The organism is Nocardia harenae NBRC 108248 (genome assembly GCF_001612885.1).
In the GTDB taxonomy this organism is placed as follows: domain Bacteria; phylum Actinomycetota; class Actinomycetes; order Mycobacteriales; family Mycobacteriaceae; genus Nocardia; species Nocardia harenae.
In genome coordinates this window covers 277,948-304,292 of sequence record NZ_BDBH01000004.1, presented here as the reverse complement: position 1 = coordinate 304,292, position 26,345 = coordinate 277,948, and the positions used below count along the sequence as shown (strand labels likewise).

The following is a 26,345-nucleotide window of genomic DNA, read 5'->3' as shown; positions in this document are numbered from 1 at the left end:
CGAGCCCGGCTGGTCAGTTCTCGACGGCCAGCGCGCGGACCGGGCAGCGCCGGACGGCGAGCTCGACCGCTGTGCGCTGGTGCTCCCCCGGGGTCTCGTCGAGCACCTCGAGCCGACCGTCGTCGTCGATGGTGAAGAGCTCAGGCGCGGCGTACTCGCACTGCCCGTGCCCCTCGCAGAGATCCCAGTCCACCTGGATCTTCATCGTTCCGCCTCCTTCTCCACCCGCACCCGCAAACGTTTGAAGGCGTGGAACTGGTTGGTGTGCAATCGATCCGGCTCGCCGAGCGGGCGGATGCGCAAGCCGCGGTCGAGCAGCTGGGTGAGGAAGGCCGTTGCCTCCGCGCGCGCGAGGTGCGAGCCCATGCAGGCGTGGATGCCCCAGCCGAAGCCGACGTGCTCGTTGTCCTCGCGGTCGATGCGCACCGCGTCCGGCTCGGCGAAGACCGCCGGATCGCGGTTGGCCGCCTGGAACCAGCAGACCACCTTGTCGCCGGCCTTGATCGTGCGGCCGTACCAGTCGACGTCGGCGGTGGCCGTGCGTCGCATGGCCCGGATCGGCGTGATGTAGCGCAGCATCTCCTCGATGGCCGGTTTCAGCAGCATGCGGTCCTCGGTCAGCCTGCGCCACTGCTCGGGGAACTCGTCGAAGGCGAGCACCGTGCCGGTGAGCAGGTTCCTTGTGGTCTCGTTGCCCGCGCCGACCAGCACGAAGTAGTAGGCGGCCAGGTCGTCCCATGGCAGCGGCTCGCCGTCGAGCTCCGCGTGCACCAGCTTGGAGACGATGTCGTTGCGCGGCTCCCGGCGGCGCTGCTCGCTGAGTTCCCGGAAGTAGGCGAACATCTCGGTGCGGGCGCGTTCCTTCTCGTCCGGCCCGCGCATGTACTCCGGGTCGTCGGAGACGACGCGGTTGGTCCAGTCGAGCAACAGCCCGCAGTCCGCCAGCGGCACGCCGAGCACCTGTCCCAGCGCCTGGATGGGCAGCAGCGCCGACGCCGAGTGCACGAACTCGACCTCGCCCCTGGCCTCGATGTCGTCGAGGATTGCCGTCACCGACCGATCGATGACCTCCTGCCACTCCCTGATCCGCACCGCGCGCAGGTGCGGGGCCGCGAGCCTGCGGAGCTTGCCGTGCCGGGGCGGATCGGTGTTGTGCACCGTGCTGGTCCCGCCCTCGACCTTGCGGCTCAGGATCTGGGTGCCCTCGCCGTTGACGAAGGTCACCGGGTCGTTCACCACCCGGAGCACGTCCGCGTACCGGGTGACCGACCAGAACCCGGGGCCGGTCGCTTCGTCGTTCCAGTGCAGCGGCTCGTGCTCGCGCAGCTGTGCCAGCACGGCATTCTCCACACCGTCGATGAACGGGGTGAGGTCCATCAGGTCGACGGACCGCTGATCCATGATCATTCCATCCTCAGCTTCTCGGACATCGTGCCCTGCGGTGGCCACGGGGATCTCGTTCGCGCGAACGATCGGACCATGGGCGGAAGCATGTGAGCGCGCCCGCGGCGGCGTCAAGACAGCCGGGGGGACTCCCGCGGAACTTCCCCCGTTCGGGATAGTGCCCGCCGAATCCGCCGGTCGGAGCCGGTCACCGCCGGTACCCCGAAAGGGGGAAAGTGCGCCCCGCGCCGGTTGTGCCGCTTCCCGGCGGCCCGGACGTCCCGGTACATTCCGGCAATCTAGTAAAGGGTCTGACCAAAGGACGGGAAGACAAGTGACTGGCGTCTATTCCTTCGACCACGATCACGGCGTGCCCGCCCGGGAGCTGGGATATCTCCTCGGCGGGAAGGGGGCGGGGCTGGCCGAGATGACGGGCGCGCTCGGCCTCGCCGTGCCGCCCGGGTTCACCATCGCCGTTCCGGTCTGCCGTGACTACCTCCGCGCCGGCTGGCCCGCGTCGCTCGACGACGAACTCCGCGAGCACGTGGGCCGCCTGGAGCGGGCGCTGGGCCGCCGGCTCGGCGATCCGGACGATCCGCTGCTGATCGCGGTGCGCAGCGGCGCCCCGGTCTCCATGCCGGGAATGCTCGACACCGTGCTCAACCTCGGGCTCAACGACGACACCGTGCTCGGCCTCGCCCGCAGCTCCGGCGACGAGCGATTCGCCTGGGACAGCTACCGCCGGTTCCTGGTCATGTTCGCGACCACGGTGCTCGACGTCGAGGGGCACGCCATCGACGCGCTGCCCGCCGACGCGTCGGTGGCCGGGTTGCGGGCCCACGTCGCCGCTCTGCGGGCGACGATCGCGGAGCGGGCCGGGCGCCCGGTCCCGGCCGACCCCTTCGACCAGCTCCGCGCGGCGATCGAGGCGGTCTTCCGGTCGTGGGGATCGCGGCGCGCCCGCGCCTACCGCTCCCGCGAGGGGATCGACGAAACCCTCGGCACCGGGTGCAGCGTCCAGGCGATGGTCTTCGGCAACCGGGGCCCGAACTCCGGCACCGGGGTCGTCTTCACCCGCGACCCGGCCACCGGCGAGGCCGCGCCCTACGGCGACTACCTGCCGTGCGCCCAGGGCGAGGACGTGGTGGCAGGCACCAGCCGGACCCTGCCCATCGCGCACCTGGCCGAGCACCTGCCCGGCGCCTACGCCGAGCTGACGGCGACGCTGCGCCGGCTCGAGCTGCACTACCGCGATCTCTGCGATGTCGAGTTCACCGTCGAGGACGGCAGGCTCTGGCTGCTGCAGACCCGGATCGGCAAGCGCGGCGCCGTGGCCGCCGTGCGGATCGCGGTCGAGCTGGCCGACGACCCGGAGATCGCGCTCTCCCCCGCCGAGGTGCTGGACCGGGTGCCCGCGGCGACCTTGGCCCGCGCCCGCGCCGAGATCGAGGCCGCGGCCGGGGCCGCCGACGACGATGCCGCGCTGCTGGCCACCGGGCTCGGCGCCGCACCGGGCCGGGTCAGCGGGCGGGTGGTGCTCACCGCGGAGGACGCCCTCGCGGCCGACGACGACGTCGTGCTGGTGCGCACCAGCACCAGCCCCGAGGATGTCGCGGGCATGGCGGCCGCGGTCGGCATCCTCACCACCCGCGGCGGGCTGGTCAGTCATGCCGCGGTCGTCGCGCGCGGCTGGGGCGTGCCAGCGGTGGTCGGCGCCGAGCGGCTGACCGTCGAGGGCGAGCAGGTGCGCGCCGAGGGCGGCCGCGCCGTCCGGGCCGGCGACACGATCACGATCGACGGCGGCAGCGGCCGGGTCTGGGTCGGCGCGGTGGCGCCCGGCGCGACCGGCGGCGCGAGCACCGCGGCAGAACGGCTGCCGCACCTGCTGCGCATCGAGCAGTGGGCGGGCCTGCGCGCGGTGTCACCGGCATGACCGGCTCGCCGATGTGCCGGTCGGGGAGCCGACCGTGGTCGCGGGCGGCTGGAACAGCGACGATCTCGTCGCGCTCTACCGCGACGGCGAGCGGCTCGCGGGGGCGCTCACCGTCAACCGCCGCGGCGACATCATGAAGTACCGGGCGCGCATCGCGCGCCTCGGAACCTGTTCCGCCGCCGTAAAATTCGCCGCCCAGCGCACCGCCGCCACGGCGCCCGCGCGGGCCTGACCGCCTCCGGAGGCGCACCGTGCACGATCACGACGACGTATTCATCGGCGGCCGCTGGGTCACCGCGCACAGCACCCGCCGCACCGAGGTGGTGAACCCGGCGACCGAGGAGCCCTGGGCCCGGGTTCCCTGCTCCGACGAGCGCGACATCGACGACGCGGTCCGCGCGGCGCGCTCCGCCCTGCCCGGCTGGGCTCGGACGAGCGCCGGGCGCCGGGCCGCGCTGCTGCACCGGCTCGCCGACGAGATCGACTCCCGGGCAGCGGATTTCACCGCGATCATCACCGCGGAGAACGGCACCCCGGTGGCCGAGAGCGGCGCCGCGCCCCGGCACAGCGCGGGCCACCTGCGGCTGACCGCCGAGCTCGCGCCGGTGCTCACCGATCCCGACGACCGGCCGAACCCGATGGCCCCGGGGCACACCGTCGTGCGCCGCGTCCCGGCCGGGGTGGCGGCGCTGATCACCCCCTGGAATTTCCCGCTCGGGCTGATCGTCGTCAAACTCGGCCCGGCGCTGCTGGCCGGGTGCACCGTGGTGATCAAACCGGCGCCGGAGACGCCGATGGCCGCCCGGCTGCTGATGGCGGCGGTGGCGGCGGCCGGAATCCCCGCGGGGGTCGTCAATCTGGTCACCGGCGGCACCGTCGCCGGGCGGGCGCTGGTCGAGCACCCCGGCGTGGACAAGGTCTCCTTCACCGGCTCCACCGAGGTCGGGCGGGCCATCGCGCGCAGCTGCGGCGAACGCCTCCGCCCGGTGACCCTGGAGCTCGGCGGCAAGTCGCCCGCGATCGTGCTCGACGACGCCGACCCCGCCGTGCTGGCCGCGAATCTGCTCGAGGTGACCATGCGCAACACCGGCCAGACCTGCAAGGCCTGCACCCGGCTGCTGGTGCCCGCGGAGCGCCACGACGAGCTGGCCGACCTCGCGGCCGCGGTGGTGGCCGCGGCGCCGCTCGGCGATCCCCTCGACCCCGCCACCTTCTTCGGACCGCTGGTCTCGGCCCGGCAGCGGGACCGGGTGGCCGGCTACCTGGCGGCCGGCCACGCCGCCGGCGCGAAGGCGCTGACCGGCGGCGGCGTCGCCACCCGGTTCCGGCGGGGCTACTACGTGGAGCCCACCGTCTTCGCACACGTCACCCCGGAGATGCGGATCGCCAGGGAGGAGATCTTCGGGCCGGTGCTCGCGGTGCTCCCCTACCGGGGGCTCGACGAGGCGGTGGCCATCGCCAACGACTCGCCCTACGGCCTGGCGGCGACGGTCTTCGGCGCCGACGAGCAGCGCGCCACCGCGGTGGCCGAACGGCTGGCCACCGGCAATGTCGGCATCAACCACTACGGCTCCAACGCGGCGGCACCTTTCGGCGGCCACCGGGACAGCGGTCTCGGCGCCGAGTTCGCCGCCGAGGGGCTGCACGCCTACCTGCAGTTCACCTCCATCCACTATCAGTCCTGACGACCGGAGAAGACGATTCTGATGAGAGCAGCCGTGATGTGGGGGGCGGGAAAGCCCTTCGAGGTCCGGGAGATCGAGATCGCCGACCCCGGCCCCGGCGAGGTGGCGGTGGACCTGCACAGCTGCGGTGTCTGCGCCTCGGATCTCTCGCTCACCACCGCGTTCGGGCAGCCGACACCGGTGGTGCTCGGGCACGAGGGGGCAGGCGTCGTCGCCGCGGTCGGCGCGGGCGTGACCTCGATCGGGGTGGGCGAGCACGTCGTGCTGGTCTGGGTTCCACCCTGTGGCCGCTGCGCGCCGTGCCGCCGCGGCGACGATTACCTGTGCGCCAATCGCCGCTCCTCGGCGGATGCCCGCGCGGGCAAGGCGGCCCGCCCCTCGCCGCTGAGCGTCGGCGGCACCGCCATCCACCAGGGCATGGCGACCTCGACCTTCGCCGAGCGCACCGTCGTCCCCGCCAACGCCGTGGTCCGCATCGACGACGACGTCCCGTTCCCGGTCGCGGCCATGATGGGCTGCGCCGTCCCCACCGGCGTCGGCGCCGCACTGCGCAGCGCGCGGGTCCGCCCCGGTGACGACGTGGCGGTGATCGGTTGCGGCGCCGTCGGATTGAACGCCGTGATGGGCGCGGTGGTGGCCGGGGCGGCACGGGTCGCCGCCGTCGACCCGCTGCCCGAGCGGCGCGCACTGGCCGAGACCGTCGGCGCGACCGAGTCGGCGCCGCCCGAGCACCTCGCCCACCTGCGCGAACTCGACATCGTGATCGATGCCGTCGGCGCGCCCGCGACGGTGGCAGGTGCCTGGAAGGCCGTCCGCCGCGGCGGCACCGTCACCGTGGTCGGCGCGGGCAGGCCGGACCAGGTGGTGGAGCTCAACGCCTACGAGCTGTTCCACGACGACAAGCGCCTCACCGGCAGCTTCCACGGCGGCATCAGCATGCACCGGGACCTGCCGATCCTGGTCGGGCTGTGGCGCACCGGCCGCTTGCCCATCGAGCACCTCATCGACTCGACGGCCGATCTGAGCCGGATCAACGAGGTGGTCACCGCGCAGCAGAGCGGCGCCGCGCTGCGCATCCTGCTCTCCCCCCGCTCCTGAAAGAGGTCGACCATGAGCTACACCCCCGATGACGAATACGCGGTCCTGCACGGTCTGCGGATCAAGGGAATGACCGCCCCGGCCGAGATCGCCGCGGCGATGGGTATCGAGGCCGCGCTCGCGCAGGAGGTGCTCGACGACGCGGTGGCGCGCGAGCACGCCCGGCTCCGCACCGGCGGGCGGCTGCAGGGCTACCTGCTGACCACGGCGGGCCGGGCCAGGTACGGCGAGCTCGCCGCGACCCGCGGCCCCGCCGACAGCGAGCGGCTCGACACCGCCTATCGGGCGTTCCTGGAGCCCAACCGCGCGTTCAAGACCCTTACCACCCGCTGGCAGACCGAGGCGAATGGGCACATCGAGGTCGTCCTGCCCGACCTCCGCGAAGTGCACCGCAGCGTGCTCGCGGTGCTGACCACGGCCGCGCAGGCGGTGCCCCGGATGACGACCTACGAACAGCGTTTCGACGCCGCGCTGGAATCCTTCGCGTCCGGTGAGGCCGCCGCGCTGGCCCGGCCGATGTCCGGCTCCTACCACGACGTGTGGATGGAGCTGCACGAGGATCTGCTACTCACCCTGGGTCGTGAGCGATCCGGCTCCGACGAGTGAGCCCGCAGGTCCACTGCCGACCACCGCGCCGTCGGCGGCCGTCGCACCGCATCCGGGGGAACCCGACCGCCGGCTCACGCTCGCTTGCCAGTCGCACCTATTGACCGTAACCGCCAGTTATTTTCCGGCCGGGAAAAACGCGGGCGGGAAGGAGTAAGCAGGACGCGAGAATCCCGTTCAGCAATTTCGAGAACGTGAGGTACCGATGTCGGCGCAGAGCTATCGGGTCGTGCAGTGGACCACCGGGAATGTGGGGAAGAGCTCGGCCAGGGCGCTGATCGCGCACCCCGCGCTGGAGCTGGTCGGGTGCTACGCGTGGTCACCGGAGAAGGCGGGGAAGGATGTCGGCGAGCTGGCCGGGCTGGACCCGATCGGCATCGAGGCCACCGCGGACAGCGCGGCGCTGCTGGCGCTGAAGCCGGACTGCGTCGTCTACAACCCGATGTGGCTCGATGTCGCCGAGCTGGAGGAGATCCTGGCCTCCGGCGCCAATGTGGTGACGACCGCGTCCTTCATCACCGGCCACAACCTCGACGCCGACCGGGCCCGGCTGGAAGCGGCCTGTCGCCGCGGCGGCTCCACCATCTTCGGCTCCGGGGTGAGCCCCGGCTTCGCCCAGCTGCTCGCCATCGTGGCAGCGAACGCCTGCGACCGGGTGGACACGGTGACCATCGCAGAGCAGGCCGACACCACCTTCTACGACTCCCCCGCCACCGAGCGCCCGGTGGGCTTCGGCACCGCCATCGACGATCCGGCGCTCGACGGCATGGCGGAGCAGGGCACCGCGGTCTTCGCCGAGGCGGTGCGGCTGCTCGCCGCCGCGCTCGGCGCCGAGCTGGACGAGATCCGGTGCGTCGCCGAGTACGCGCGGACCACCGAGGACCTCGATCTCGGCTCCTGGACCATCGAGAGGGGCTGCGTCGCCGGCGTCTTCGTGAGCTGGCAGGGCATCGTCGGCGGTAGGACCGTGGTGGACCTGAATGTGCGGTGGCGCAAGGGCCGGAGCCTGGACCCGGATTGGAAGCTGGACGGCGACGGCTGGAAGATCACCGTGGCCGGCCGCCCCACCGTCACCATGAACGTCGGCTTCCTGCCGCCCCCGGACTTCGCCGGCGAGACCATCGCCGACTTCATGGTGCTCGGCCACATCATGACCGCCATGCCCCCGATCCACGCCATTCCCGCGGTGGTGCAGGCGGGACCCGGCATCGTCACCTACACCGACCTGCCGCTCACCCTGCCGCGCGGCATCCTGAGCGCGCCGTGACCGGCCGCCGCGCGGTACCGGGCGGCCACCGCCGACCTGCGGTGACCGCAACCCCGACTGCGCGGTATGCCCCCGTAGGCTGGGCGGATGAGCGAGGGGGCGGGGGCACCGCGGCGGCCGGGACGACCGGCCAAGCTGAGCCGGGAGCGGATCGTCGCCGCCGCCAGGGAACTCCCGCTGGAATCGCTGACCATGCAGGCGGTCGCCGATGTGCTCGGCGTCGACCGCAAGGCGCTGAACTACTACGTCAGTGACCGCGCCGGGCTGCTGCAGCTGCTCGCGCTCGACGCCTTCGAGACCGAACTCGCCGGGCTGCGCTTCGGCCCGGACATCGGCTGGCCGGAGCTGCTGCGGCTCACCGCGGCGGCGATCCGCACGGCGCTCATCCGGGTCGGCGGGCTGGTCTCGGCGATCGACTTCGGCGGGGTGCGCGGGTCGGAGGCGCTGGACACCGTCGAGCGCATCCTGACGCTGCTGCTCGCGGCCGGTTTCACCGCGCAGGAGGCGGGGCGCTCGCTGACCCTGCTGGCCGAGATCGCCCGCGCCGCGGCCGGGGAGGCGCTGGCGACCAGGGGCGGGCCGCCGGAGCCGCAGGCGCGCAATGTCGTGCACGTGCTGGCCGGGGAGCCGAGCGGCCAGTTCCCGGCGCTGCGCCGGATCGCCGCCGAGCGCGATGCGATCCGGGATCGGGGCGTCCAGTTCGAGTTCGACCTCGATGTCCTGCTCGCCGGGCTCGCCACCCGGCTGCGCCGGGAGTCCTAGCGCGGATCGGGTTTCGGCAGCCCCGCTCAGCGATAGCCGGTGCTCTCGGCCAGCTCGGCGGCGTCCCGCATGAGCTTCGGCACGAGTTCGCCGAATGCCCGCAGCTTGGGGTTGTCCCCGGCCCGCTGATAGCCCTGCTCCAGCACGATGGCGAGTTTCCAGCGCGCCAGTATCAGGTAGTAGTCGAAGTCGTCGACCTGCCGCCCCGACACCTCGGCGAACCGGGCCACCAGCCGATCCCGGCCCGGCATGCCGTGCACGCCGACGTGGCCCGCGGTGGCCCCTGGGTCGTCGGTGGACTCGGGCCAATCCTTCAGGGCCCAGGCCAGATCCAGCTTGGGGTCGCCGATGGTGCCCATCTCCCAGTCCACGATGGCGGCGAGCCGGGCCGGGCCGCCGTGCCCGAACATGACATTGGCCCACTGGTAGTCGCCGTGCATGAGCCCGGGAACGAAGTCGAGCGGGCGGTGCGCGTTCAGCCAGGCGGTGGCGGTGTCCATCCCGTCCAGCTCGCGGCCCTTGATCCGCGCGAACATGCCGGTCCAGCGCTGCACCTGGCGGTCGTGGAAGCCGTCCGGCTTGCCCAGGTCGGCCAGGCCGCGGGCCCGCCAGTCCACGGTGGTCAGCTGCGCGACGCCCTCGACCAGCCGGTAGGCGAGGTCGGCGGGGTCGGCCTCGAAGGGCTCCGGCCACCCGTCGCGGTGGTCCATCGGCGCCCAGCCGTCGATGTGGCCCATGAGGTAGAAGGCGCGGCCGAGCACCCCGGGGCCGGGGCAGACGGCGATGCCGCGGGCGTGCGGGACGTCGGTGCCGTCCAGTGCCGCGGTGATCCGCCACTCCCGCAGAATCCCCCTGTCGCGCTCGGCGGGGGCCGTCGCGGGCGGGATGCGCAGCACGCTGTGGTGCTCGCCGCGGCGGAGTTCGTAGATCTCGTTCTGCGCGCCGCCGTAGAGCTGGGTGATCGCCAGCGGTGCGCCCGCGCCGAGGCCCTGCTCGTCCAGCCAGGCGGTGAGGCGCGCGGTGTCGAGCCCGGTCACTGCTCGCCGCCGAGGAAGTCGGCGTACTGCGCGAGCGCGGCCTCGCGTTTGCGGGGCAGCCACTCGGTGGGCCAGAGGTCGTCGGTGCCGGTGTGGTCGCGCAGCACCTGGCGGGCGACCGTGGTCTTGTGCACCTCGGTGGGGCCGTCGGCCAGCCCCATGACGGCGGCGCCGGAGATCATCTTCATGAGCGGCACCTCGTCGGTGACGCCGAGCGCGCCGTGCACCTGCATGGAGCGCCAGGCGATATCGTGCAGCACCGTCGGCATGACGACCTTGACCGCGGCGATATCCTTGCGCACCTTCCGGTAGTCGTTGTACCTGTCGATCTTCCAGGCGGTGTGCAGCACCAGCAGCCGGAACTGGGCCAGCTGCGCCCAGGAGTCGGCGATGTAGCCCTGCACGAACTGCTTCTCGGCGAGCGGGCTGCCCGCGGTCTCCCGGCTGAGCGCTCGCTCGCAGAGCATGTCCAGCGCCCGCTGCGCCAGCCCGATGGTGCGCATGGCGTGGTGGATGCGGCCGCCGCCGAGCCGCGTCTGCGCGATCACGAAGGCCTGCCCCGCCCCGCCGAGCAGCGCCGAATCCGGCACCCGCACCCGGTTGTAGTGGATGAGCGCGTGCTGCCCCGCGGCCTCGGGCTCGCCGTAGAGCCGGACATCGCGCTCGATCTCGATACCCGGGGTGTCGGCGGGAACCAGGAACATCGACATGCCCCGGTAAGCGCCTGCCTCGGGGTCGGTGATCGCCATGACGATGTAGAAGGCGGCGGTCCTGGCATTGGAGGAGAAGTACTTGCGGCCCTCGATCACCCAGTCGCCGCCGTCCCGCACCGCGGTGGTGGTGAACTGGCGCGGGTCGGCGCCCGCCTGCGGCTCGGTCATGGAGTAGCAGGAGAAGAGCTCGCCGTCGAGCAGCGGGCGCAGGTACCGCTCCTTCTGCTCCGGGCTGCCGTAGTGCGCGAGGATCTCGGCATTGCCGGTGTCGGGGGCCTGGCAGCCGAAGACGATCGGGGCCCACGAGCAGCGGCCGAGGATCTCGTTCAGCAGCGCGAGCTTGACCTGCCCGTGGCCCTGGCCGCCGAGCTCGGGGCCGAGGTGGGTGGCCCACAGCCCCTGCTCGCGCACCTTCTTCTTGAGCGGGTCGATGGCATCGCGGCGCTTGCCGCTGAGCGGTACGAACTGCTCGTGCGGCCAGACCAGGTCCAGCGGCTCCACCTCGGTGCGGACGAAGTCGTCGGCCCAGTCCAGCTTGGCCTGATACTCGGGATCGGTCGCGAAATCCCACGCCATGTCGTACTCCTGTTCGGTCGGGGTCGGGAGGTTCAGGGCATGCCGCCGTCGGAGCGCAGGGTGGCCCCGGTGGTGAAGCTGGCGGCATCGGAGGCGAGGAAGAGCGCGGCGCCGACGATCTCCGGCGGGCGGCCCGCGCGCTGCAGGGCGTGCGCGCCGAAGGGGTTGGGCACGGCAGCGATGTCCCAGCCCGCGGTGGCGCCGGTCAGGTGCGGGCCTGCCATCAGCGTGTTGACCCGCACCGCCGGGCCGAAGGCGAGCGCGAGGCCCTCGGTCATGGCATTGAGCCCGGCCTTGGCGGCGGCGTACGGCACGATCGAGGGCCGCGGGCGGATCGAGCCGGACGAGCTGACGTTGATGATCGAGCCGCGCCCGGCCGCCACCATGCGCTCGCCGACGAGCACCGAGAGCCGGAACGGGCCCTTGAGGTTCAGGTTCAGCACGGCGTCGAAGAGCTTCTCGCTCACCGACCCGAGGGTGTCGTAGACCGGCTGCATGCCCGCGTTGTTGATCAGCACGTCGACCTTGCCGAAGCGGTCGTAGGCGGCATCGACCAGGCCGTCCAGCTGGTCCCAGCGGCCCACGTGCACCGCGTGCGGCAGCGCGGCCCTTCCGGTCTCGCGCTCGATCTCCGCGCAGGTCGCCGCGCAGCTCTCGAAGTCGCGGCTCGCGATCACCAGGTCCGCGCCGCAGCGCGCCGCGCCGAAGGCCATCTCCCGGCCCAGGCCCCGGCTGCCGCCGGTCACCAGCACCACGCGGCCGGTCAGATCGAACAGTTGGTCGGCGTAGCCCATGCGTCAGACTCTCGCTCTCATCTTCCAGAATGCTATTCTTGATTTCGAGAGTGACATACTCGGGCAGCGCGCACAAGGAGGTCGTCATGCCGATGCCAGGGCCGATCCGGCAGATCGGGTACGTGGTCGCCGATATCGATGAGCGGATGCGGAGCTGGGTCGAGCTCGGAGTCGGCCCGTGGTTCGTGCTGCGCGGGGTCGAACAGCGCGGGGTGTACCGGGGTGCGCCGTGCGCGGTCACGCTGAGCATCGCCTTCGCGCAGTCCGGGGAGCTGCAGGTGGAGCTGATCCAGCAGGAGAACGACGCGCCGAGCATCTACGCCGGCCACACCGGCTTCCACCAGCTCGCCTGGTGGGCCGAGGATTACGAGGCCGCGGTGCGCGCGGCGGGGCGGCCGGTGCTGTGGTCGGGGGACGCAGGCACCCGGTACGCCTTCTTCGACGGGGCGGGCGGCCCCGCGCCGTACCTGGAGCTCAGCGAATACACCGAGCGCACCGCCGGGCTGGCGGGGCTGGTCCGCGGCGCCGCCGAGCGGTGGAACGGCGCCGACCCGGTGCGGTCGCTGTGACGTCGGGCGGGAAGGCGGCATCCGCCGCGCGGGCTCGGCGGCACCGTGCGGCATCGAGCGCAGGCAATGTTGCCGAATGCGGTAATGACCCGGCCGGAGAGTTGCGTTCGCGGTAACAACGCTGGTCACGGCGGCCTCGAGGCGATGGGGTAGCCTCCCGGAAATGACAGATCCGGTCGATATGAAGCCGCGCAGCCGCGATGTCACCGACGGGATGCAGCGGGCCCCCTCCCGGGCCATGCTGCGCGCCGTCGGGCTGACCGACGACGACTGGGACAAACCGCAGATCGGCATCGCCTCGGCCTGGAACGAGGTGACCCCGTGCAACCTCACCCTGCGCACGCTGGCGCAGCGGGCCAAGGCCGGGGTGCGCGCGGCGGGCGGGGTGGCGCTGGAGTTCGGCACCATCACCGTGAGCGACGGAATCTCCATGGGCCACGAGGGGATGCGGGCCTCGCTGGTGAGCCGCGAGGTGATCACCGACAGCGTGGAGACGGTGGTGCACGCCGAGCGGCTGGACGGCTTCATCGGGCTGGCCGGCTGCGACAAGTCCATCCCCGGCATGCTCATGGCCGCCGCCCGGCTGGACCTGCCCAGCGTCTTCGTCTACAACGGCTCCATCCTGCCCGGCAACCACAACGGCACCTCGCTCGACATCACCAGCGTCTTCGAGGCGGTCGGCGCCTGCGCGGCGGGCAGGATCGATGAGCACGAGCTGGGCCAGATCGAGCGCAAGGCCTGCCCCGGCGAGGGCGCCTGCGGCGGCATGTTCACCGCCAACACCATGTCCTCCATCGCCGAGGCGCTCGGCCTCAGCCTGCCCGGATCGGCCTCCCCGCCCGCCGTGGACCGGCGCCGCGAGGACGACGCCACCGCGGCCGGTGCGGCCATCGTCGGCATGCTGCGCCTTGGCATCCGGCCCAGCCAGATCCTGACCAAGCAGGCCTTCGAGAACGCCATCGCGGTCACCTCCGCGCTCGGTGGCAGCACCAATGCGGTGCTGCACCTGCTCGCCATCGCCAACGAGGCCGGGGTCGAGCTGCACCTGGACGACTTCAACCGGATCGCCGCCCGGGTCCCGCACGTCGCGGACATGAAGCCGGGCGGGCGGTTCCACATGCTGGAGCTGGACCGGGTCGGCGGCGTCCCGGTGGTGCTCAAGCAGCTGCTCGACGCCGGGCTGCTGCACGGCGACTGCCTCACCGTCACCGGAAAGACCATGGCGGAGAACCTGGCCGCGATCGACCCGCCCGCCCCGGACGGCGTCGTGGTCTACCCCATCGACCGCCCGATCCACCGCGACGGCGGCATCAATATCCTGAGCGGCTCGCTCGCCCCGAAGGGCAGCGTGGTCAAGGTCGCCGGGCTCACCGCCGACCAGATGCGCTTCGAGGGCCCGGCCCGGGTCTTCGACGGCGAGGACGGCGCGATGGCCGCCATCCTGGCCGGGGAGATCGAGCCGGGCACGGTGCTGGTCATCCGCTACGAGGGCCCCAAGGGCGGGCCGGGCATGCGCGAGATGCTCGCCATCACCGGCGCGCTCAAGGGCGCCGGGCGCGGCGCCGACTGCGCGCTGGTGACCGACGGCCGGTTCAGCGGCGGCACCTGGGGCTTCTGCATCGGCCACGTGGCGCCGGAGGCGCGGGACGGCGGCCCGATCGCCTTCGTCCGGGACGGTGACCGGATCCGGGTGGACGTGCACGAGAAGGCGCTGGACCTGCTGGTCGACGAGGCCGAGCTGGCCGCGCGCAGGCAGGGCTGGGTGCCGAACGAGCCGCGCTACACCCGCGGCGTGCTCGGCAAGTACGCCCGGCTGGTGCAGGGCGCCGAGACCGGGGCGATCACCAACCCGCGCTGACCACGGTGTCGATCTCGGCGGCGAGCCGCGGCGTGCGCGGCTCGTCGCCGAAGTCGGCCGCGCGACCCCGCCGCCGGCTGCCGGTTCATGGAGGTCGGGCAGGCGCCGCGCCGGCACCGACGCCCGGCCGGCCGTGCTGTGCGCCCGGATCTACCCCTGCGGCTGATCGCCCTCCTTCGCCTGCTTGCGCCGCCGCGACCAGCTCAGCGCCAGTACGACGGCGCCGCCGATCACGATGCCGGAGGAGAAGGTGCCGATCCAGGTGTCCACCGCGGCGGGCGCGCCGTCGAGCAGCAGCTTCACGGCGACGTAGCCGATGGCGGCGAAGATGCCTGCCAGGATGAACCGGTTGACGGGGTTGTTCACGAGGTGCTCCTGCGTCCGGGGGGCCGCCCACCGCGGGCGGCACCGGGTAATCAGCGCGGCCGCGCGATTCGTTTACACGCGAATCGCCGCGCCACCCCGGTACCGGGACAGGAGCGCCGATCGGCGGGAGAATGGCCGGGGACAGGGGGTATACCGATGGACGAACGCGACCCGCTACCCGAGCACGACTGGCCCCGCGCCCTCGCCCGCGGCACGGCGCTGGCCACCGAGTACCTGGCCGGGCTCGCGCCAGGCGCGGCCGGGGTGCTCTACGGCCTCGCCGCCGAGCAGGAGGTGCACGGCTTCGAGGGCAGCAGGGAGCAGGCGCTCGCGCACCTCGCCGCCATGCTCGGCACCTATCCCGACGAATCGGTGCTCCGGGTCTGGCTCGGCTCGGCGGGCGCCGGGGTCGAGCAGCGCACCATCGGCCGCGCCGCCGAGGTGCGGGTGCACACCCGCGGCTGGGATCCGGCCGTCGGCCGGCTGCAGTACCGCCTCGCGCACGCCTCGCCCTGGGCCACCACCGCCGATATCGAGCACCCCTCGCTCACCCTGCGCCGCGACGGGACCGCGCCGTCCTGGGAGATCACCTTCATCGAGACCATCTTCGACGACGACGGCGAGGTCGGCACCACCATCGACCTGGGGCTGAGCTCCGCCTCGTTCGCCGCGCTCACCGACCTCCCCGCCGCCTTCTGGGCCACGGTGCAGAGCGCGGCGACCCTGGACCAGGTGATCGCCGCCGTGCGCCGCTTCGGCGCCGGCGACGCCACCGCCGACGCCCGCCCCTCCTGGATGTTCGGCCCCGCCGCGCCGCCCGACCCCGCGGAGGTCGAGCACGCCCGCGAACTGCGCAGCCGGTTCTGGGCGGTGATCGCCGACGCGCACCTCGCCGCCCGCGACGAACCGGACACCGACCGGGCGCCCGGTTCCTGAGCGGTTCCAGGAATTCCGGTGGAGCGAATACGGTGCGCGGGCGGGCTATCGGAATCAGATCCCGGGCCGCCCCGGTTCGTAGCGCAGGGCGGCGGCCGCCGCGGCGCGGGAGCGGACGCCGAGCTTGGCGCGGGCATTGGCGATGTGGCGGTGCACGGTGTGCGGGCTCAGCGTGAGGCGCTCGCCGATCTGCGCGTCGGTGAGTCCGGCGGTGACCAGGTGCAGAATCTCGCGTTCGCGCTCGGTGACGGCGGCCGGGCCGGGTGGCGCGGGGCGCGTGCGCACCGGGTGGCCGAGACCCCGCAGGGTGGCGGCGGCGACCGCCGCGGCATCGCCGCGCCAGGGGAAGTGGTCGTCGCCGGTGAGCTCGACGAAGGTCGAGCCGCGGACGCGGCGGGCCACGTCGCGGCCGAGGGTGAAGGGGACCGCGCGGTCGTCGCGGCGGTGCAGCACCGTGGTGGGGACCGAGACGGCGGCCAGGTAGCCGGTGGCATCCAGGTCGTAACTCTCGGCGAGGGCGGCTGCGGCCTGGCCCGCGGTGGCGGAGAGCCGCTGGAAGCGCGCGAAGCGCTCGCGCTCCGCGCTGCTCGCGCCCGGCACGAAGACATCGGCCAGCAGGCGGGATCCGAGGCCCCAGTGCGCGGCGACGGCCGCCACCATGGCGCGCCGGGCGGGCTCGGGGGCGATATCGGCGCCGCGGGCGAAGGCGCCGTAGAGCACCAGCCGCCGCACCCGCCGCGGCAGCCGGGCGGCCAGCCCGGCGGCGACCGCGGCGCCCGACGAGCCGCCGAGCAGGGCGACCCGCTCCACCCCGAGCGTGTCGAGCAGCTCGGTGACCACCGCGATCTCGCCGTCCAGATCGGTGGTGGCCGATGCGGAGAGCCCGCGGCCCGGCCGGTCGTAGCGGATGACCGTGAATCGCTCGGCCAGGCGCGAGATATAGCCGCGGAAGAGCGGATCGTCCCAGTTCAGGGCGAGGTGACTGCACCACCAGCCGCCCATCAGCAGCGCGGGCCCCGACCCCGTGACCGCGTACGCGAGCGCGCCGCCGCCCTCGATCGGCAGGTGGCGAACGGTCTGATCCTCGGCGCGCAGCACCCTCCGATAATGGCCCGTTCCGGCCATGCGCGGCAGCCCCCGCCCGGACCACACTGATCCCATGACCGCTTCGACCCTCGGGCAGCGCTGCTTCGCCGCCTGGTACCCCCGCTTCATGGACCGCGTCGACCGGGCCGGGCAGGCCGGGCTGCGCCGCGCCCAGCTCGCCGCGGCCCGCGGCCGCACCCTGGAGATCGGCGCGGGCAACGGCCTCTCCGTCCCGCACTACCCGGCCGAGCTGACCGAGCTGGTGCTGCTCGAACCCAATGCCGCCCTGCGCGAACAGCTCTCGACCCGCGACGACCTGCCGCTCACCGTGCTCGACGGCGACGCGCACGCCCTCGCCTTCCCGGACGCGAGCTTCGACACCGTCACCGCGTCGCTGGTCTTCTGCTCGGTCCGCGACCCGGCGCTCGCGCTGGCCGAGGTGCACCGGGTGCTGCGCCCCGGCGGGCGGTTCCTCTTCCACGAACACGTGCGCGGCACCGGCGCGCTCGGCGCGCTGCAGGACCTCCTCACCCCGGTGCAGCGCAGGCTGGCCGACGGCTGCCACGCCAATCGGGACTTCGAAGCCCTGCTCGCGGCCTCGCCGCTGACCGTGACCGAGGTGTTCCACACCCGCATGCCGACCGCGCTGCCGACCATCGCGCCGCTGGTGATCGGCACCGCCGAGCGCCGATAGCTCACTCCGGCCGCAGCGCAGCCAGCGCGAGCCGCGCGTACCGCCGCCAGACCGCCGGATCGCGGATCTCCAGCCCGATCAGCGCCCGCGCCACCCCGGACACCAGCACCTGCACATCCATGGCGGTGGCGTCCGGCCGCAGCCTCCCCTGCGCGCGGGCCAGCGCCAGGATCTGCTCCAGCTGGTGGTCCAGCCGCTCGTCCTGCATGCCGTCGACGCCGCTGAGCACCTCCACCATGAGCCGGTCCTCGGCGAGCCGGGCGACGATCCGCTCCAGCAGCTCCTCCAGCGCGCGGTAGGCGTCGGTGCGGGCGGCGGCCAGCGCGGCGGCGCCGAGCTCGGTGAACCAGGCCAGGTGCAGCAGCGCCAGCTCGCGCACCAGGTCGGCCTTGGTCGGGTAGCTGCGGTAGACGGTGGCCTTGCCGACGCCCGCGCGCGCCGCCACCTCCGGGATGGTGGCCTCCAGCCCGTGCTCGGTGAAGACCTCGATCGCGGCTTCCAGCACCCGTTCGGAGTTGTGCTGCGCATCCACCCGGCGCCGCCGTTGCCGCCGGGGTGCCGTCATCGCTCCACTCCTTCGCCGAGCTGTGTTCAGGGTCTCCGCCGCTCACGTGAGTTGCCGCACGATCGGGGCGCTGAAGTGGACCCTTCAGTCCGCATCCTCCTACTCTAGACCCTATCCGGACCGTGTGGTCCACAAAGTCTTGGAGGACGCGCATGGCGTGGCAGTTGTTCCGGCTGGGCCGGTGGTCGTTCGCGCACCGCAGGGCGGTCGCGGCGATCTGGGTGGTGCTGCTGGCCGTGCTCGCCGTCGGCGCGGCAACGCTCTCCGGCACGACCAGTGACCGGTTCGAGCTGGCCGGGATCGAGTCGACCCAGGCCTTCGACCTCATCGAGGAGCGGGCCCCGCAGGCCGCCCCGGACGGCGCCACCGCGCGCGTGGTGTTCGAGGCGCCCGAGGGCCGCGCGCTGACCGAGCCCGGCTACAGCGCCGCGGTCGGCACCGCGCTGCGCGAGCTGGGCACCGAGAACGTGGCCGCGGTGACCGATCCCTTCGCCGGCGGCACGCTCACCGGCGACGGCCGGGTCGGCTACGCCGCCGTGAGCTACAACAAGACCGCGAACGAGCTCACCGACGCCGACCGCTCGGCGCTGGAGAACGCCGCCGACAACGCCGAGGCGGCCGGGCTGAACGTCGCCATCGGCGGCGACGCCATGAACGAGGTCGCGATGCCGCTGGCCGAGGTCGTCGGCATCGCGGTGGCGCTGCTGGTGCTCGCGGTGACCTTCGGCTCGCTGGTCGCGGCCGGGATGCCGCTGCTCACCGCGCTGGTCGGGGTCGGTATCGGCATGCTGGCGATCACCACGCTCACCGGCTTCGTCGAGCTCTCCTCCACCACCCCCGCGCTCGGCACCATGCTCGGGCTGGCGGTCGGCATCGACTACGCGCTCTTCATCATGAGCCGCTACCAGAGCGAGGTGCGCGCCGGGCGCTCGCTCGAGGAGGCGGCCGGGCGCGCGGTCGGCACCGCGGGCTCGGCGGTGGTGTTCGCCGGGCTCACCGTCATCATCGCGCTGGTCGGGCTCGCGGTCTGCGATATCGGCTTCCTGACCCAGATGGGGCTGGGCGGCGCCTTCACCGTGGCCGTGGCGGTGCTCATCTCGCTCACCCTGCTCCCCGCCATCCTCGGCTTCGCCGGTGCGCGGGTCATGAAGGGCAAGCCGCGCTACCTGGCGAAGGCCGCCGCGGGCGCGGAGCCGCGCACGCACGGCCGCCGCTGGGTCGAGGGCATCGCCCGCAGGAAGTGGGCCGCGCTCGCCGGCGGTATCGCGGTCGCGGTGCTCGCCTCGATCCCGGTGGCCTCCATGCAGCTCGCGCTGCCGGACGACGCGAGCAAGCCGGCGGGCAGCGAGGCCCGCACCGCCTACGACCTGATCGCGGAGAACTTCGGCCCCGGCGCCAACGGCCCGCTGGTCGTGGTGGTCGACACCGCGAACGCCGCCGACCCCGCGGGTGCGGTGGCCAGGGTGACCGACGACCTGCAGACCATGGCCGGCCACGCGGGCACCGACGTCGCCACCGTGATCCCGGCGCTCACCAGCGACACCCCGCAGGCGCAGCAGGCCTTCGCGCAGCAGCTCGCGGCGGTGAGATTCGCGACCATCACCGTGATTCCGGGCTCCGGGCCCTCCGATCAGGCCACCAAGGACCTGGTCGCGGAGATCCGCGCCACCGTCGCCGACCTGCCCGCGCAGACCGGCGCCCGTGCCCTGGTGACCGGCCAGACCGCGGTCGGGGTCGATATCGCCAACGAGCTCACCGCGGTGTTCCCGATCTACCTGGCGGTCGTCGTCGGGCTGGCGGTCTTCCTGCTGATCGCGGTGTTCCGCTCGCTGTGGGTGCCGCTCAAGGCCGCGGTGGGCTTCCTGCTCTCGGTCGGCGTCGCGCTCGGCGCCACCGTCGCGGTCTTCCAGTGGGGCTGGCTCAACCAGCTCATCGGCCTGGACACCACATCACCGGTGCTGTTCATCCTGCCGATCCTGCTGACCGGCATCCTCTTCGGGCTCGCCATGGACTACGAGGTGTTCCTGGTCAGCCGGATGCGCGAGGCGTACGCGCACGGCACCCCGGCCCGGCGGGCCGTGATCGACGGCTTCGCGCACAGCGCGCGGGTGGTGGTCGCCGCCGCGATCATCATGGTCGGCGTCTTCGCGGGCTTCGCGCTCACCGACGACGTCATCCTCAAGACCATCGGCTTCGCGCTCGCCGTCGGCGTGCTGGCCGACGCCTTCCTGGTCCGCATGCTCATCGTGCCCGCGTTCATGCTGATCGTGGGCGAGCGGATCTGGTGGATGCCGAAGTGGCTGGCGCCGCTGGTGCCTGCCTTCGATATCGAGGGTGAGGGGTTGACCAGGCGGCTCGATGCCCCCGCGGCGGCGGCGGAGCAGATTCCGGCGCTGCGCTGAGGTTTCCGGTACGAACGGCCCGCTCCCGGGATCCGGGGGCGGCCGTTCGGCGTTCTCAGCGCGGCGTCCCGGGCGGGGGCCACGGCTCGATGACGACCGGCATCTCGACGCTCCAGCCCGGCTCCGGCGGCGGGTACGACAGCTCGCTCAGAAGCATATCGGCACCGAAGATCACCATCGCCAGGCCGGACAGCACGCCGAGCCCGACCCGCAGCGACTCCCAGCGGGAAGGCCATCTGTTCATCCCCTGCTCCGTCCCTCGCTACGAGGTCGATCGCCAGGGCGCCGATCGGCATTACAGCGTTCCGCCGCGGGAATGTCCGGGCGCGGCTCCGCTGTTGTGCCGATTCGTGACACGCTGCGACAGAACCCGCGAGCTGCGCTGGGTCGGCGCCGCCGACCCACTGGTGCGGCCGCTGCTCGACGAGCTGGCCCGCGAGTACGAGACCCGCTACGGGCCGAACGATGAGATGGGCAATACCGACCCCGCTGACTTCGAGCCGCCGGACGGTGGGCTCGTGCTGCTGCTCGAGGATGAGGGGGCGGTCGCGGGCGGTGGGTTCCGGCGCATCGACGAGAGCACCGCGGAAGTTAAGCGGGTGTGGACGCACTCCGCGCATCGGCGGCGCGGGCACGCTAGGACGGTGCTGGTCGAGCTGGAACGGGCAGCGGCGGATGCCGGGTACCGGATGATCCGGCTCACCACCGGGCCGCGGCAGCCCGAGGCGGTCGGCCTGTACCTCAGTACCGGGTACGAGCCGAAGTACGACATGACCACCGACCCGGCGACATTGCCGTATCTCACCTTCGAGAAGGTGCTCGAGTTTCGCTAGCCGCTTCACCAGCACCGCTGCTCGGCGGAGTCGATCGAGCCGAGTCTGCTCAGATCGGTCACGACGAGGTGGCGAGCCGGGATCAGGTGGGCGAAGCGCCGAACGAAGTATTCACGCTCGCCATCGCGAGCTTCGAGTGCGGCCTGAACGTAATCGGGCACGGCCGCCACTCGGTGCTGTGGCAGGAAGAAATTCCTATCGAAAACGACTCGTCCGGGACTGTCGTCGTACACCGAGGAATCGGCCAGGAGGCGCCGGTGCACGACATCGATCGGATGCCAACCGGTGGACGGCACGCGTTCACCGCGCGGAGGGTCGTCCCGGAAGAGCATCGACCAGGGCAGGTCAAGTCCAGGTCCGTCACATCGATGGGCGGGAAGCCACCAGATCGAAGAACGCGGCGGCCACCAGGGAGACGGGAGGATCGGCATTCGCGCGCAGCAATTGGAGGATCTCCAGTGCGCGAGTACCGGGCAACTCGACCACCGCCTGAATGAGCCGGATACGAACGTCGGAGTCGGCTGCGTGCGCGGCCAGCGCATCGGTCAGCGCGGTCAGGATGCGCTCCGCGGCCGCCGCCTCCTGGGACAGCGCACCCAGCGCCTCGCCCGCGTCGACATCGTTCGTGCCCGCCACCACCATGCTGACCAGCACCGGCTCCGCGGCGGTCACCCCGCGGCCACCGGCGGCCAGCGCCGCCGGACCGCGCACCGCCGGTGAAGGATCGTCCAGCGCGGCGGTGAGCAGCGCAGTGGCGGCATCGCCGGGAATCTCCGCGACCGCGAGCACCGCCCGCCGCCGGACCTCCGCATCGGCGGATCGCAGTCCGGGCGCGAGCCCCGCCAGCCCGTCGGTCCCGGCCCTGGCGAGCGCCCAGCGCAGCGCCCCCGCCATATTCGGCTCGCTCTCGGCGAGCACCGCCGCGGTGAGCAGCTCGGTCGGGACCGGCTCGTTCGCGGCGGGGTTGAGCACGGTCTGCAACCGCCGCGGCGGGTCGGCCGAGCCGAGGTTGCGGACCAGCTCCACGATGCGCAGCACATCGCGCCAGTCCCCGGGCTCCGCCCCCTCGACCGCGCGCAACCGCTCCAGCAGCTCCCGCTCCCCGGACAGCCGCTCCTCGGTGCGTCGGATGAGATCGCCGACCAGGGATTGCGGCGCGAAATCCGGGTCTTCCAGCGCGCGGGCCACCTCGCGCAGCGAGAGGCCGAGCGTGCGCAGGCTCTCCACGTGGAAGATCCGCCGGATATCGGCGTCGGCGTACTCCCGGTACCCGCCGACGGTGCGCCCGGTCGGCCGGACCAGCCCGAGCGCGTCGTAGTGGCGCAGCATCCGGGTACTGACCCCCGAACGTCGCGCCACCTCGCCGATCAGCACGGGGCGCCGTCCAGCGCGGCGATCCGCTTGGCCGCGTCGATATCGAAGGCGGCGTCCGGGTCGCGCAGCAGCTGCTCGGTGACCAGGGCGTGCGCCCGCACGTCCGGGTCGGGGCTCGCCTTCGCTCTCGTGAGCACCGGCTCGACGATCTCGCCGAGCGCGGCCAGTGCCCGGCTCAAGCTGCGCCGCACATCGCGGTCGCCGCGAGCGAGCTGCCCGGCGAGTTCGGCGGCGAGGGCCGGACGCTCGTCCTCCGGGACCAGGACCGCGGCGGCCCGCCACGCGCTGCGCGCCACCTCGTCGTCGGGATCGCGCAGCAGCGCCGGGGTGATCGCAGACCAGGTGGCCGGGTCACCGATCTTGGAGAGCGTGTGCAGCGCCTGGCTGCGGGCCTGCGTGGTGCCGGACGCCAGCTCGGCGAGCAGCGCGGGCACGGTGTCTTCCCGCGGGAGCCGGGTGAGCGCCCAGGTGAGCATGTCGCGGACATAGAAGTCCGGCTCGACGGCGCAGCGGGCGAGCAGTTCGGGGAGCAGCGCCGGGTCCGGGTGCGTGCCCGCGGCGAGCGCGGCCTGCAGCCGGGTCGAGGCGCTCTCCGCGTTGAGGGCGGTGCGCAGTCTCGGTGTCGGGTTCATGGGAACCACCTCCTCCCGTTCAGTGAAGACGTTGTCACTGTGTCAAGGTCAAGCGCTGACGACTTCGAGTGCGCGGACCCGCCCCGGACGAGGACAGGGACGACCGGGGCGGGCCTGGCCCCCGGATCGCGCGACGCGCGAGAAAGAGCGATCCGGGCACCAGTCTCCGAGATACCCGGCCACATCGGATCCACGCCGCCGAGCGGGCGCCGAAATCACGACCCGCGTTCCGGCACCGGTCCGCCCGGCACCGTGTTACTCCGCGTAACAACAAGCGACGCAGGGATTCTCGGGTGTCCCGGCGTGCGGCCCGAGCGGGTCGCTGTCGGCGGTCCGATCCTCCGGTTCGAGGACCGAACCGCCGTCGATGACCCGCTACGCGCCGGCGCGCAGCGCCCCGATGAACCACTCCCAGGCCGGAACCTGCGGCTCGCGGGCGGGCCACCCGTTCAGCACCCCGAGCAACTGCCAGTACCGCTCGACCCGCCGGTCGGTGAACACCGCCATGGAATCCGCCAGCCGCACCCGATCGGCGGCAGGCAGAGCCGGGCCGACGAGCTGATCCAGCAGCTCCCTGCCCCGCACCGAATCGGGCGAGACCCCCTCGCTCAGCGCCTGCGCGGCGACCGCGGACACCCGCCCCGGGTCCGGCGCGAACTCCGGCTGGGCGCCCTCGGCCCCGGTGACCGCCATCTCCCGCACCCGCTCCTGGAACCCGGAGTCGCCGACCAGCTCGGCCAGCTCCACCCAGGCATCCACCTGCTCGGGGCTCGGATCGTCGGGCAGCTCCGTGGGCAGCGACCGCATCTCCCGCGCGATGTGCGCACCGGGTGCGTCCGCCGGGATACCGGCGACCGTCGCGTCCACGAAATAATCGATCACCTGCTGCCGCTCGGCGGCGGACAGCTTCGCCATCTTGTGCATGATTCTCATCTCCTCGGTCGAACTTCCTCGGTGAGCGACCGAACGCAGCACCGCCCGCCGGACCCGCAGGGTGCGGATCTCGGCGTCCAGCGCCCGCACGTGCGCGGCGGCCACCTCGGCCACCGAGCTCTGGCGCAGCAGCACCTTGTGCACGGTAGGCAGGTCGAGCCCCAGTTCGCGCAGGGTGCGGACCAGGTCGAGCCGGGCCACCGCCTCGGCGTCGTAGAGCCGGTAGCCGGTCGGCGACCTGTCGGTCGGCGGCACCACCCCGGCGTCGGACCAGAAGCGGATGGTCCGCACCGACAGCCCGGTGCGGCGAGCCAGCTCGCCGATGGGGAACAGTTCGTCGCGGTCACTCACGGGAATCAGCCTCGGGTTTCCAGTAGCTGGAGAGTCAACACCGATTCTCACCGGGATCGCTCGCGGATCCGCAGCGGATGCGCGAATATAGGGCGTGATCTGCCCGCACTGCCAGACCAGCCTGCTCTACCGGCAGCGCCCGAACCGTGTCTGCTCGTCGTGCGGGCGGCCCTTCGCGCTGGAGCCGAAGGAGAGCCCGTTCCGCCTGCACGACCTGCGGCTGCGGCGCCTGGCGGAGAAGCTCTCCGACGGCAGGGGGCTGCTCTACACCGGCCCGCAGCTGTATTTCGCGGCCGGCCGCAAGACGCTGCCGAGCACCGGGCGGCACTACCACTTCGCCGCGGTCGGCTACTCGGTGCTGATCGGGATCATCGGGGTCGTGCTGCTGCTCATCGGGGTCCCGGTAGGGCCAGGACTGGCCGGGATCGCCGCGACGATCCTGGTGGTGAACCTGATCCTGCTGCTCATGCGGCCGCAGCTGGCGCGGCGCTCCACCGTTCACCCGGAGCCCGGCTACGCCGACTTCAGCACGCGGGTGCTGCGGCCGTGGCAGCGGATCTACGGTGGGCCGCCCGCCGGGCTGACCCGCGACGACTTCCGGCCGCAGGCGGTGCCGCAACCGCGAGTGGCGCTGCTCTGCCCGGACCGGCCCACCCTCACCTGCCTGGCCGCGAACGGCGCGTCGGCCAGCTGGCAGCTGGCGCTGTGCGAGCGGCCCGAGCAGGTGCCGCCCGGGATTCCGGTGCTGGTACTGCACGATGCGGGTATCGCCGGAATCGGCTGGGCGCGCCAGGTGCGCGCGGCATTCGGCCCGCGCGCCGTCCTGCTCGGCCTCTCCCCCGCGACCGTGCGCACCGCGAAGTGGGCCGTGCGGGTCAAGGAGCGGCCGGTGGAGTCGGCGGAGCTGCCGCCCGCCATCGGCGCCGAGGACCGGCAGTGGCTGCTGGACGGCTGGTGGTCCCCGGTCGCCGCGCTGCCCCCGGCACGGCTGCTCGCCCTGGTGCAGCGCGGCGTGGACCGGGTGGCCGAGGCCGCCGACCCGGACCACCGCCGCGCCGGGCAGGTAGGTTTCCTGACGTGGCCCACCCCGGCGTGATCGAGCGGCTGCTGCCGCTCGCCGTCGCCCGCGCGACCGCCCCGAGTGGGCTGCAAGTCACCGAGCGCCAGCTGTACTACGAGCTGTGCCGCCTGCTCGCCCCCGCGCACCGGCTGCGCACCGGCCCCGGCTTCACGCTACGAGTTCCACTGCGCTACAGCACCTTCCGGGCAGCGCTCGGCGAGCAGCCCGTACTCTCCGTACCGCCTCCCGACCGCGAGGAGCCGGGCCGCCACACCCCCGAACCCGACCTGTTCGACTACGGCCTCCCCCGCCTGCTCATCTGCCGATCGCACGAGATCGCGCACATGCTGCGCGCCAACGGCCTCCCGATGGAGTCGGCCTGCCCGGTGCTCAGCGCCGCGGAACTCCCGGTGCACCCTGGTGTCGCGAGCATGCTGGCCGGCGTCTCCGGCACCGCCTACGTCCTGCACGACGCGAGCATCGCGGGCTTCGCATTCGCCGCCCGGGTCCGCGAACTCGCCGCCCTCCCGGACGAGGTCGCGGTGGTCCCCCTCGGCCTCCGCCCCCGCCACGCCGAGGCCATGCACCTGTTCCACCTCCCCGGCCCGCCCACCGAGCCCCCGCCCGCCCCGGACGACCGCGAACGCCGCTGGCTCGCCCGCGGCCACACCGTCGAACTCGAGGCCGTGCGCCCGGCCGCCCTGCTGCGCACCGTGCACCGCCTGGTCCGCGGGGTCCGCACCCCGCGCGCCCCGCTGTCGGAGCTCCGCCGCACCAGGGACTCGGGTTTTCTCACCTGGCCCGTCGCATGACCTGCACCCCGAAAGGAGCC

28 protein-coding genes are annotated in these 26,345 nt (G+C 72.9%); 15 read left to right on the top strand and 13 right to left on the bottom strand.

The features are described from left to right. Positions 1–13: 13 nt before the first annotated feature. Together NH2_RS07545 and NH2_RS07540 are read right to left on the bottom strand one after the other, a co-directional pair. Positions 14–205, bottom strand: a complete 192-nt coding sequence (locus tag NH2_RS07545; protein WP_067650366.1) for a ferredoxin — start codon at positions 203–205, stop codon at positions 14–16. Next, the gene (locus NH2_RS07540; RefSeq protein ID WP_245650467.1) at positions 202–1,401 is read right to left on the bottom strand and encodes a cytochrome P450; all 1,200 of its coding nucleotides are present in this window, start codon (positions 1,399–1,401) and stop codon (positions 202–204) included. The genes NH2_RS07545 and NH2_RS07540 overlap by 4 nt, the downstream gene beginning before the upstream one ends. Before the next feature lie 316 nt (positions 1,402–1,717). On the opposite strand from NH2_RS07540, the gene NH2_RS07535 reads away from it, so the two are divergent. From NH2_RS07535 to NH2_RS07505, 7 genes are all read left to right on the top strand, one after another. Further along, entirely contained in the window at positions 1,718–3,316 is a 1,599-nt protein-coding gene (locus tag NH2_RS07535; RefSeq protein WP_067650362.1) for a pyruvate, phosphate dikinase, read from the top strand. 13 nt (positions 3,317–3,329) lie between these two features. Then, positions 3,330–3,548, top strand: a complete 219-nt coding sequence (locus tag NH2_RS07530) for a hypothetical protein (RefSeq protein WP_067650360.1) — start codon at positions 3,330–3,332, stop codon at positions 3,546–3,548. 19 nt (positions 3,549–3,567) lie between these two features. Next, positions 3,568–5,001 carry an aldehyde dehydrogenase family protein gene (locus NH2_RS07525; protein WP_067650358.1) on the top strand — a complete coding sequence of 478 codons (1,434 nt, stop codon included), beginning with the start codon at positions 3,568–3,570 and terminating at the stop codon, positions 4,999–5,001. Positions 5,002–5,022: 21 nt separating this feature from the next. Beyond that, on the top strand, positions 5,023–6,099 hold the full coding sequence (locus NH2_RS07520; RefSeq protein WP_067650356.1) for an alcohol dehydrogenase catalytic domain-containing protein: 1,077 nt from the start codon (positions 5,023–5,025) through the stop codon (positions 6,097–6,099). A gap of 12 nt (positions 6,100–6,111) precedes the next feature. After that, on the top strand, positions 6,112–6,705 hold the full coding sequence (locus tag NH2_RS07515; protein WP_067650354.1) for a hypothetical protein: 594 nt from the start codon (positions 6,112–6,114) through the stop codon (positions 6,703–6,705). 205 nt (positions 6,706–6,910) lie between these two features. Beyond that, positions 6,911–7,972: an NAD(P)H-dependent amine dehydrogenase family protein gene (locus tag NH2_RS07510; protein WP_067650352.1), complete on the top strand. Its 1,062-nt coding sequence runs from the start codon at positions 6,911–6,913 to the stop codon at positions 7,970–7,972. A gap of 87 nt (positions 7,973–8,059) precedes the next feature. Then, positions 8,060–8,734, top strand: a complete 675-nt coding sequence (locus NH2_RS07505; RefSeq protein ID WP_067650350.1) for a TetR/AcrR family transcriptional regulator C-terminal domain-containing protein — start codon at positions 8,060–8,062, stop codon at positions 8,732–8,734. 26 nt (positions 8,735–8,760) lie between these two features. Here the strand turns inward: NH2_RS07505 and NH2_RS07500 are convergent, their stop codons facing one another. Genes NH2_RS07500 through NH2_RS07490 form a run of 3 tightly spaced genes read right to left on the bottom strand, consistent with a single transcriptional unit; the run spans position 8,761 to position 11,854 of the window. Continuing rightward, positions 8,761–9,771: a phosphotransferase family protein gene (locus tag NH2_RS07500; RefSeq protein WP_067650348.1), complete on the bottom strand. Its 1,011-nt coding sequence runs from the start codon at positions 9,769–9,771 to the stop codon at positions 8,761–8,763. Next, positions 9,768–11,060 (bottom strand): acyl-CoA dehydrogenase family protein, encoded by a 1,293-nt coding sequence (locus NH2_RS07495; protein WP_067650346.1) that lies wholly within the window; start codon positions 11,058–11,060, stop codon positions 9,768–9,770. The genes NH2_RS07500 and NH2_RS07495 overlap by 4 nt, the downstream gene beginning before the upstream one ends. Before the next feature lie 32 nt (positions 11,061–11,092). Next, entirely contained in the window at positions 11,093–11,854 is a 762-nt protein-coding gene (locus tag NH2_RS07490) for an SDR family NAD(P)-dependent oxidoreductase (protein ID WP_067650343.1), read from the bottom strand. Between the two features lie 86 nt (positions 11,855–11,940). Here NH2_RS07490 and NH2_RS07485 point away from each other — a divergent pair, with 86 nt between their 5' ends. Further along, positions 11,941–12,423: a VOC family protein gene (locus NH2_RS07485; protein ID WP_067650340.1), complete on the top strand. Its 483-nt coding sequence runs from the start codon at positions 11,941–11,943 to the stop codon at positions 12,421–12,423. Between the two features lie 163 nt (positions 12,424–12,586). Beyond that, positions 12,587–14,281 carry a dihydroxy-acid dehydratase gene (ilvD, locus tag NH2_RS07480; protein WP_067650337.1) on the top strand — a complete coding sequence of 565 codons (1,695 nt, stop codon included), beginning with the start codon at positions 12,587–12,589 and terminating at the stop codon, positions 14,279–14,281. 150 nt (positions 14,282–14,431) lie between these two features. Here the strand turns inward: ilvD and NH2_RS07475 are convergent, their stop codons facing one another. Then, positions 14,432–14,647 (bottom strand): hypothetical protein, encoded by a 216-nt coding sequence (locus NH2_RS07475; protein WP_067650334.1) that lies wholly within the window; start codon positions 14,645–14,647, stop codon positions 14,432–14,434. Positions 14,648–14,803: 156 nt separating this feature from the next. Here NH2_RS07475 and NH2_RS07470 point away from each other — a divergent pair, with 156 nt between their 5' ends. Further along, on the top strand, positions 14,804–15,583 hold the full coding sequence (locus NH2_RS07470; protein WP_067650330.1) for a hypothetical protein: 780 nt from the start codon (positions 14,804–14,806) through the stop codon (positions 15,581–15,583). Between the two features lie 54 nt (positions 15,584–15,637). On the opposite strand, the gene NH2_RS07465 is transcribed toward NH2_RS07470, so the two are convergent. Beyond that, positions 15,638–16,744, bottom strand: a complete 1,107-nt coding sequence (locus NH2_RS07465; RefSeq protein WP_369690033.1) for an alpha/beta fold hydrolase — start codon at positions 16,742–16,744, stop codon at positions 15,638–15,640. Between NH2_RS07465 and NH2_RS07460 the strand changes: the two genes are divergently transcribed. Beyond that, positions 16,743–17,363: a class I SAM-dependent methyltransferase gene (locus NH2_RS07460; protein WP_067650324.1), complete on the top strand. Its 621-nt coding sequence runs from the start codon at positions 16,743–16,745 to the stop codon at positions 17,361–17,363. The genes NH2_RS07465 and NH2_RS07460 overlap by 2 nt on opposite strands. A gap of 1 nt (position 17,364) precedes the next feature. Here the strand turns inward: NH2_RS07460 and NH2_RS07455 are convergent, their stop codons facing one another. After that, entirely contained in the window at positions 17,365–17,928 is a 564-nt protein-coding gene (locus NH2_RS07455; RefSeq protein ID WP_067650321.1) for a TetR/AcrR family transcriptional regulator, read from the bottom strand. 152 nt (positions 17,929–18,080) lie between these two features. Here NH2_RS07455 and NH2_RS07450 point away from each other — a divergent pair, with 152 nt between their 5' ends. Further along, complete coding sequence (locus NH2_RS07450) at positions 18,081–20,330, top strand: MMPL family transporter (RefSeq protein ID WP_067650317.1); 2,250 nt, start codon at positions 18,081–18,083, stop codon at positions 20,328–20,330. Between the two features lie 55 nt (positions 20,331–20,385). Here NH2_RS07450 and NH2_RS29475 read toward each other — a convergent pair whose 3' ends face one another. Beyond that, positions 20,386–20,574 carry a hypothetical protein gene (locus NH2_RS29475; RefSeq protein WP_067650314.1) on the bottom strand — a complete coding sequence of 63 codons (189 nt, stop codon included), beginning with the start codon at positions 20,572–20,574 and terminating at the stop codon, positions 20,386–20,388. Between the two features lie 106 nt (positions 20,575–20,680). Between NH2_RS29475 and NH2_RS29470 the strand changes: the two genes are divergently transcribed. Then, on the top strand, positions 20,681–21,163 hold the full coding sequence (locus tag NH2_RS29470) for a GNAT family N-acetyltransferase (RefSeq protein ID WP_245650466.1): 483 nt from the start codon (positions 20,681–20,683) through the stop codon (positions 21,161–21,163). Between the two features lie 5 nt (positions 21,164–21,168). Here the strand turns inward: NH2_RS29470 and NH2_RS07435 are convergent, their stop codons facing one another. From NH2_RS07435 to NH2_RS07420, 4 genes are all read right to left on the bottom strand, one after another. Continuing rightward, entirely contained in the window at positions 21,169–21,459 is a 291-nt protein-coding gene (locus tag NH2_RS07435; protein ID WP_157103649.1) for a hypothetical protein, read from the bottom strand. Positions 21,460–21,523: 64 nt separating this feature from the next. Next, on the bottom strand, positions 21,524–22,537 hold the full coding sequence (locus tag NH2_RS07430) for a MerR family transcriptional regulator (RefSeq protein WP_067650308.1): 1,014 nt from the start codon (positions 22,535–22,537) through the stop codon (positions 21,524–21,526). After that, positions 22,531–23,169, bottom strand: a complete 639-nt coding sequence (locus tag NH2_RS07425; RefSeq protein WP_067650305.1) for a HEAT repeat domain-containing protein — start codon at positions 23,167–23,169, stop codon at positions 22,531–22,533. Before NH2_RS07425 ends, NH2_RS07430 begins: the two co-directional genes overlap by 7 nt. Before the next feature lie 375 nt (positions 23,170–23,544). Then, complete coding sequence (locus NH2_RS07420) at positions 23,545–24,453, bottom strand: helix-turn-helix domain-containing protein (protein ID WP_067650302.1); 909 nt, start codon at positions 24,451–24,453, stop codon at positions 23,545–23,547. 94 nt (positions 24,454–24,547) lie between these two features. Here NH2_RS07420 and NH2_RS07415 point away from each other — a divergent pair, with 94 nt between their 5' ends. Together NH2_RS07415 and NH2_RS07410 are read left to right on the top strand one after the other, a co-directional pair. Further along, a complete protein-coding gene (locus NH2_RS07415) occupies positions 24,548–25,549 on the top strand; it encodes a hypothetical protein (RefSeq protein WP_067650299.1) in 1,002 nt (333 codons plus the stop codon). Further along, entirely contained in the window at positions 25,531–26,325 is a 795-nt protein-coding gene (locus NH2_RS07410) for a hypothetical protein (RefSeq protein WP_067650296.1), read from the top strand. Before NH2_RS07415 ends, NH2_RS07410 begins: the two co-directional genes overlap by 19 nt. Positions 26,326–26,345: the final 20 nt, after the last annotated feature.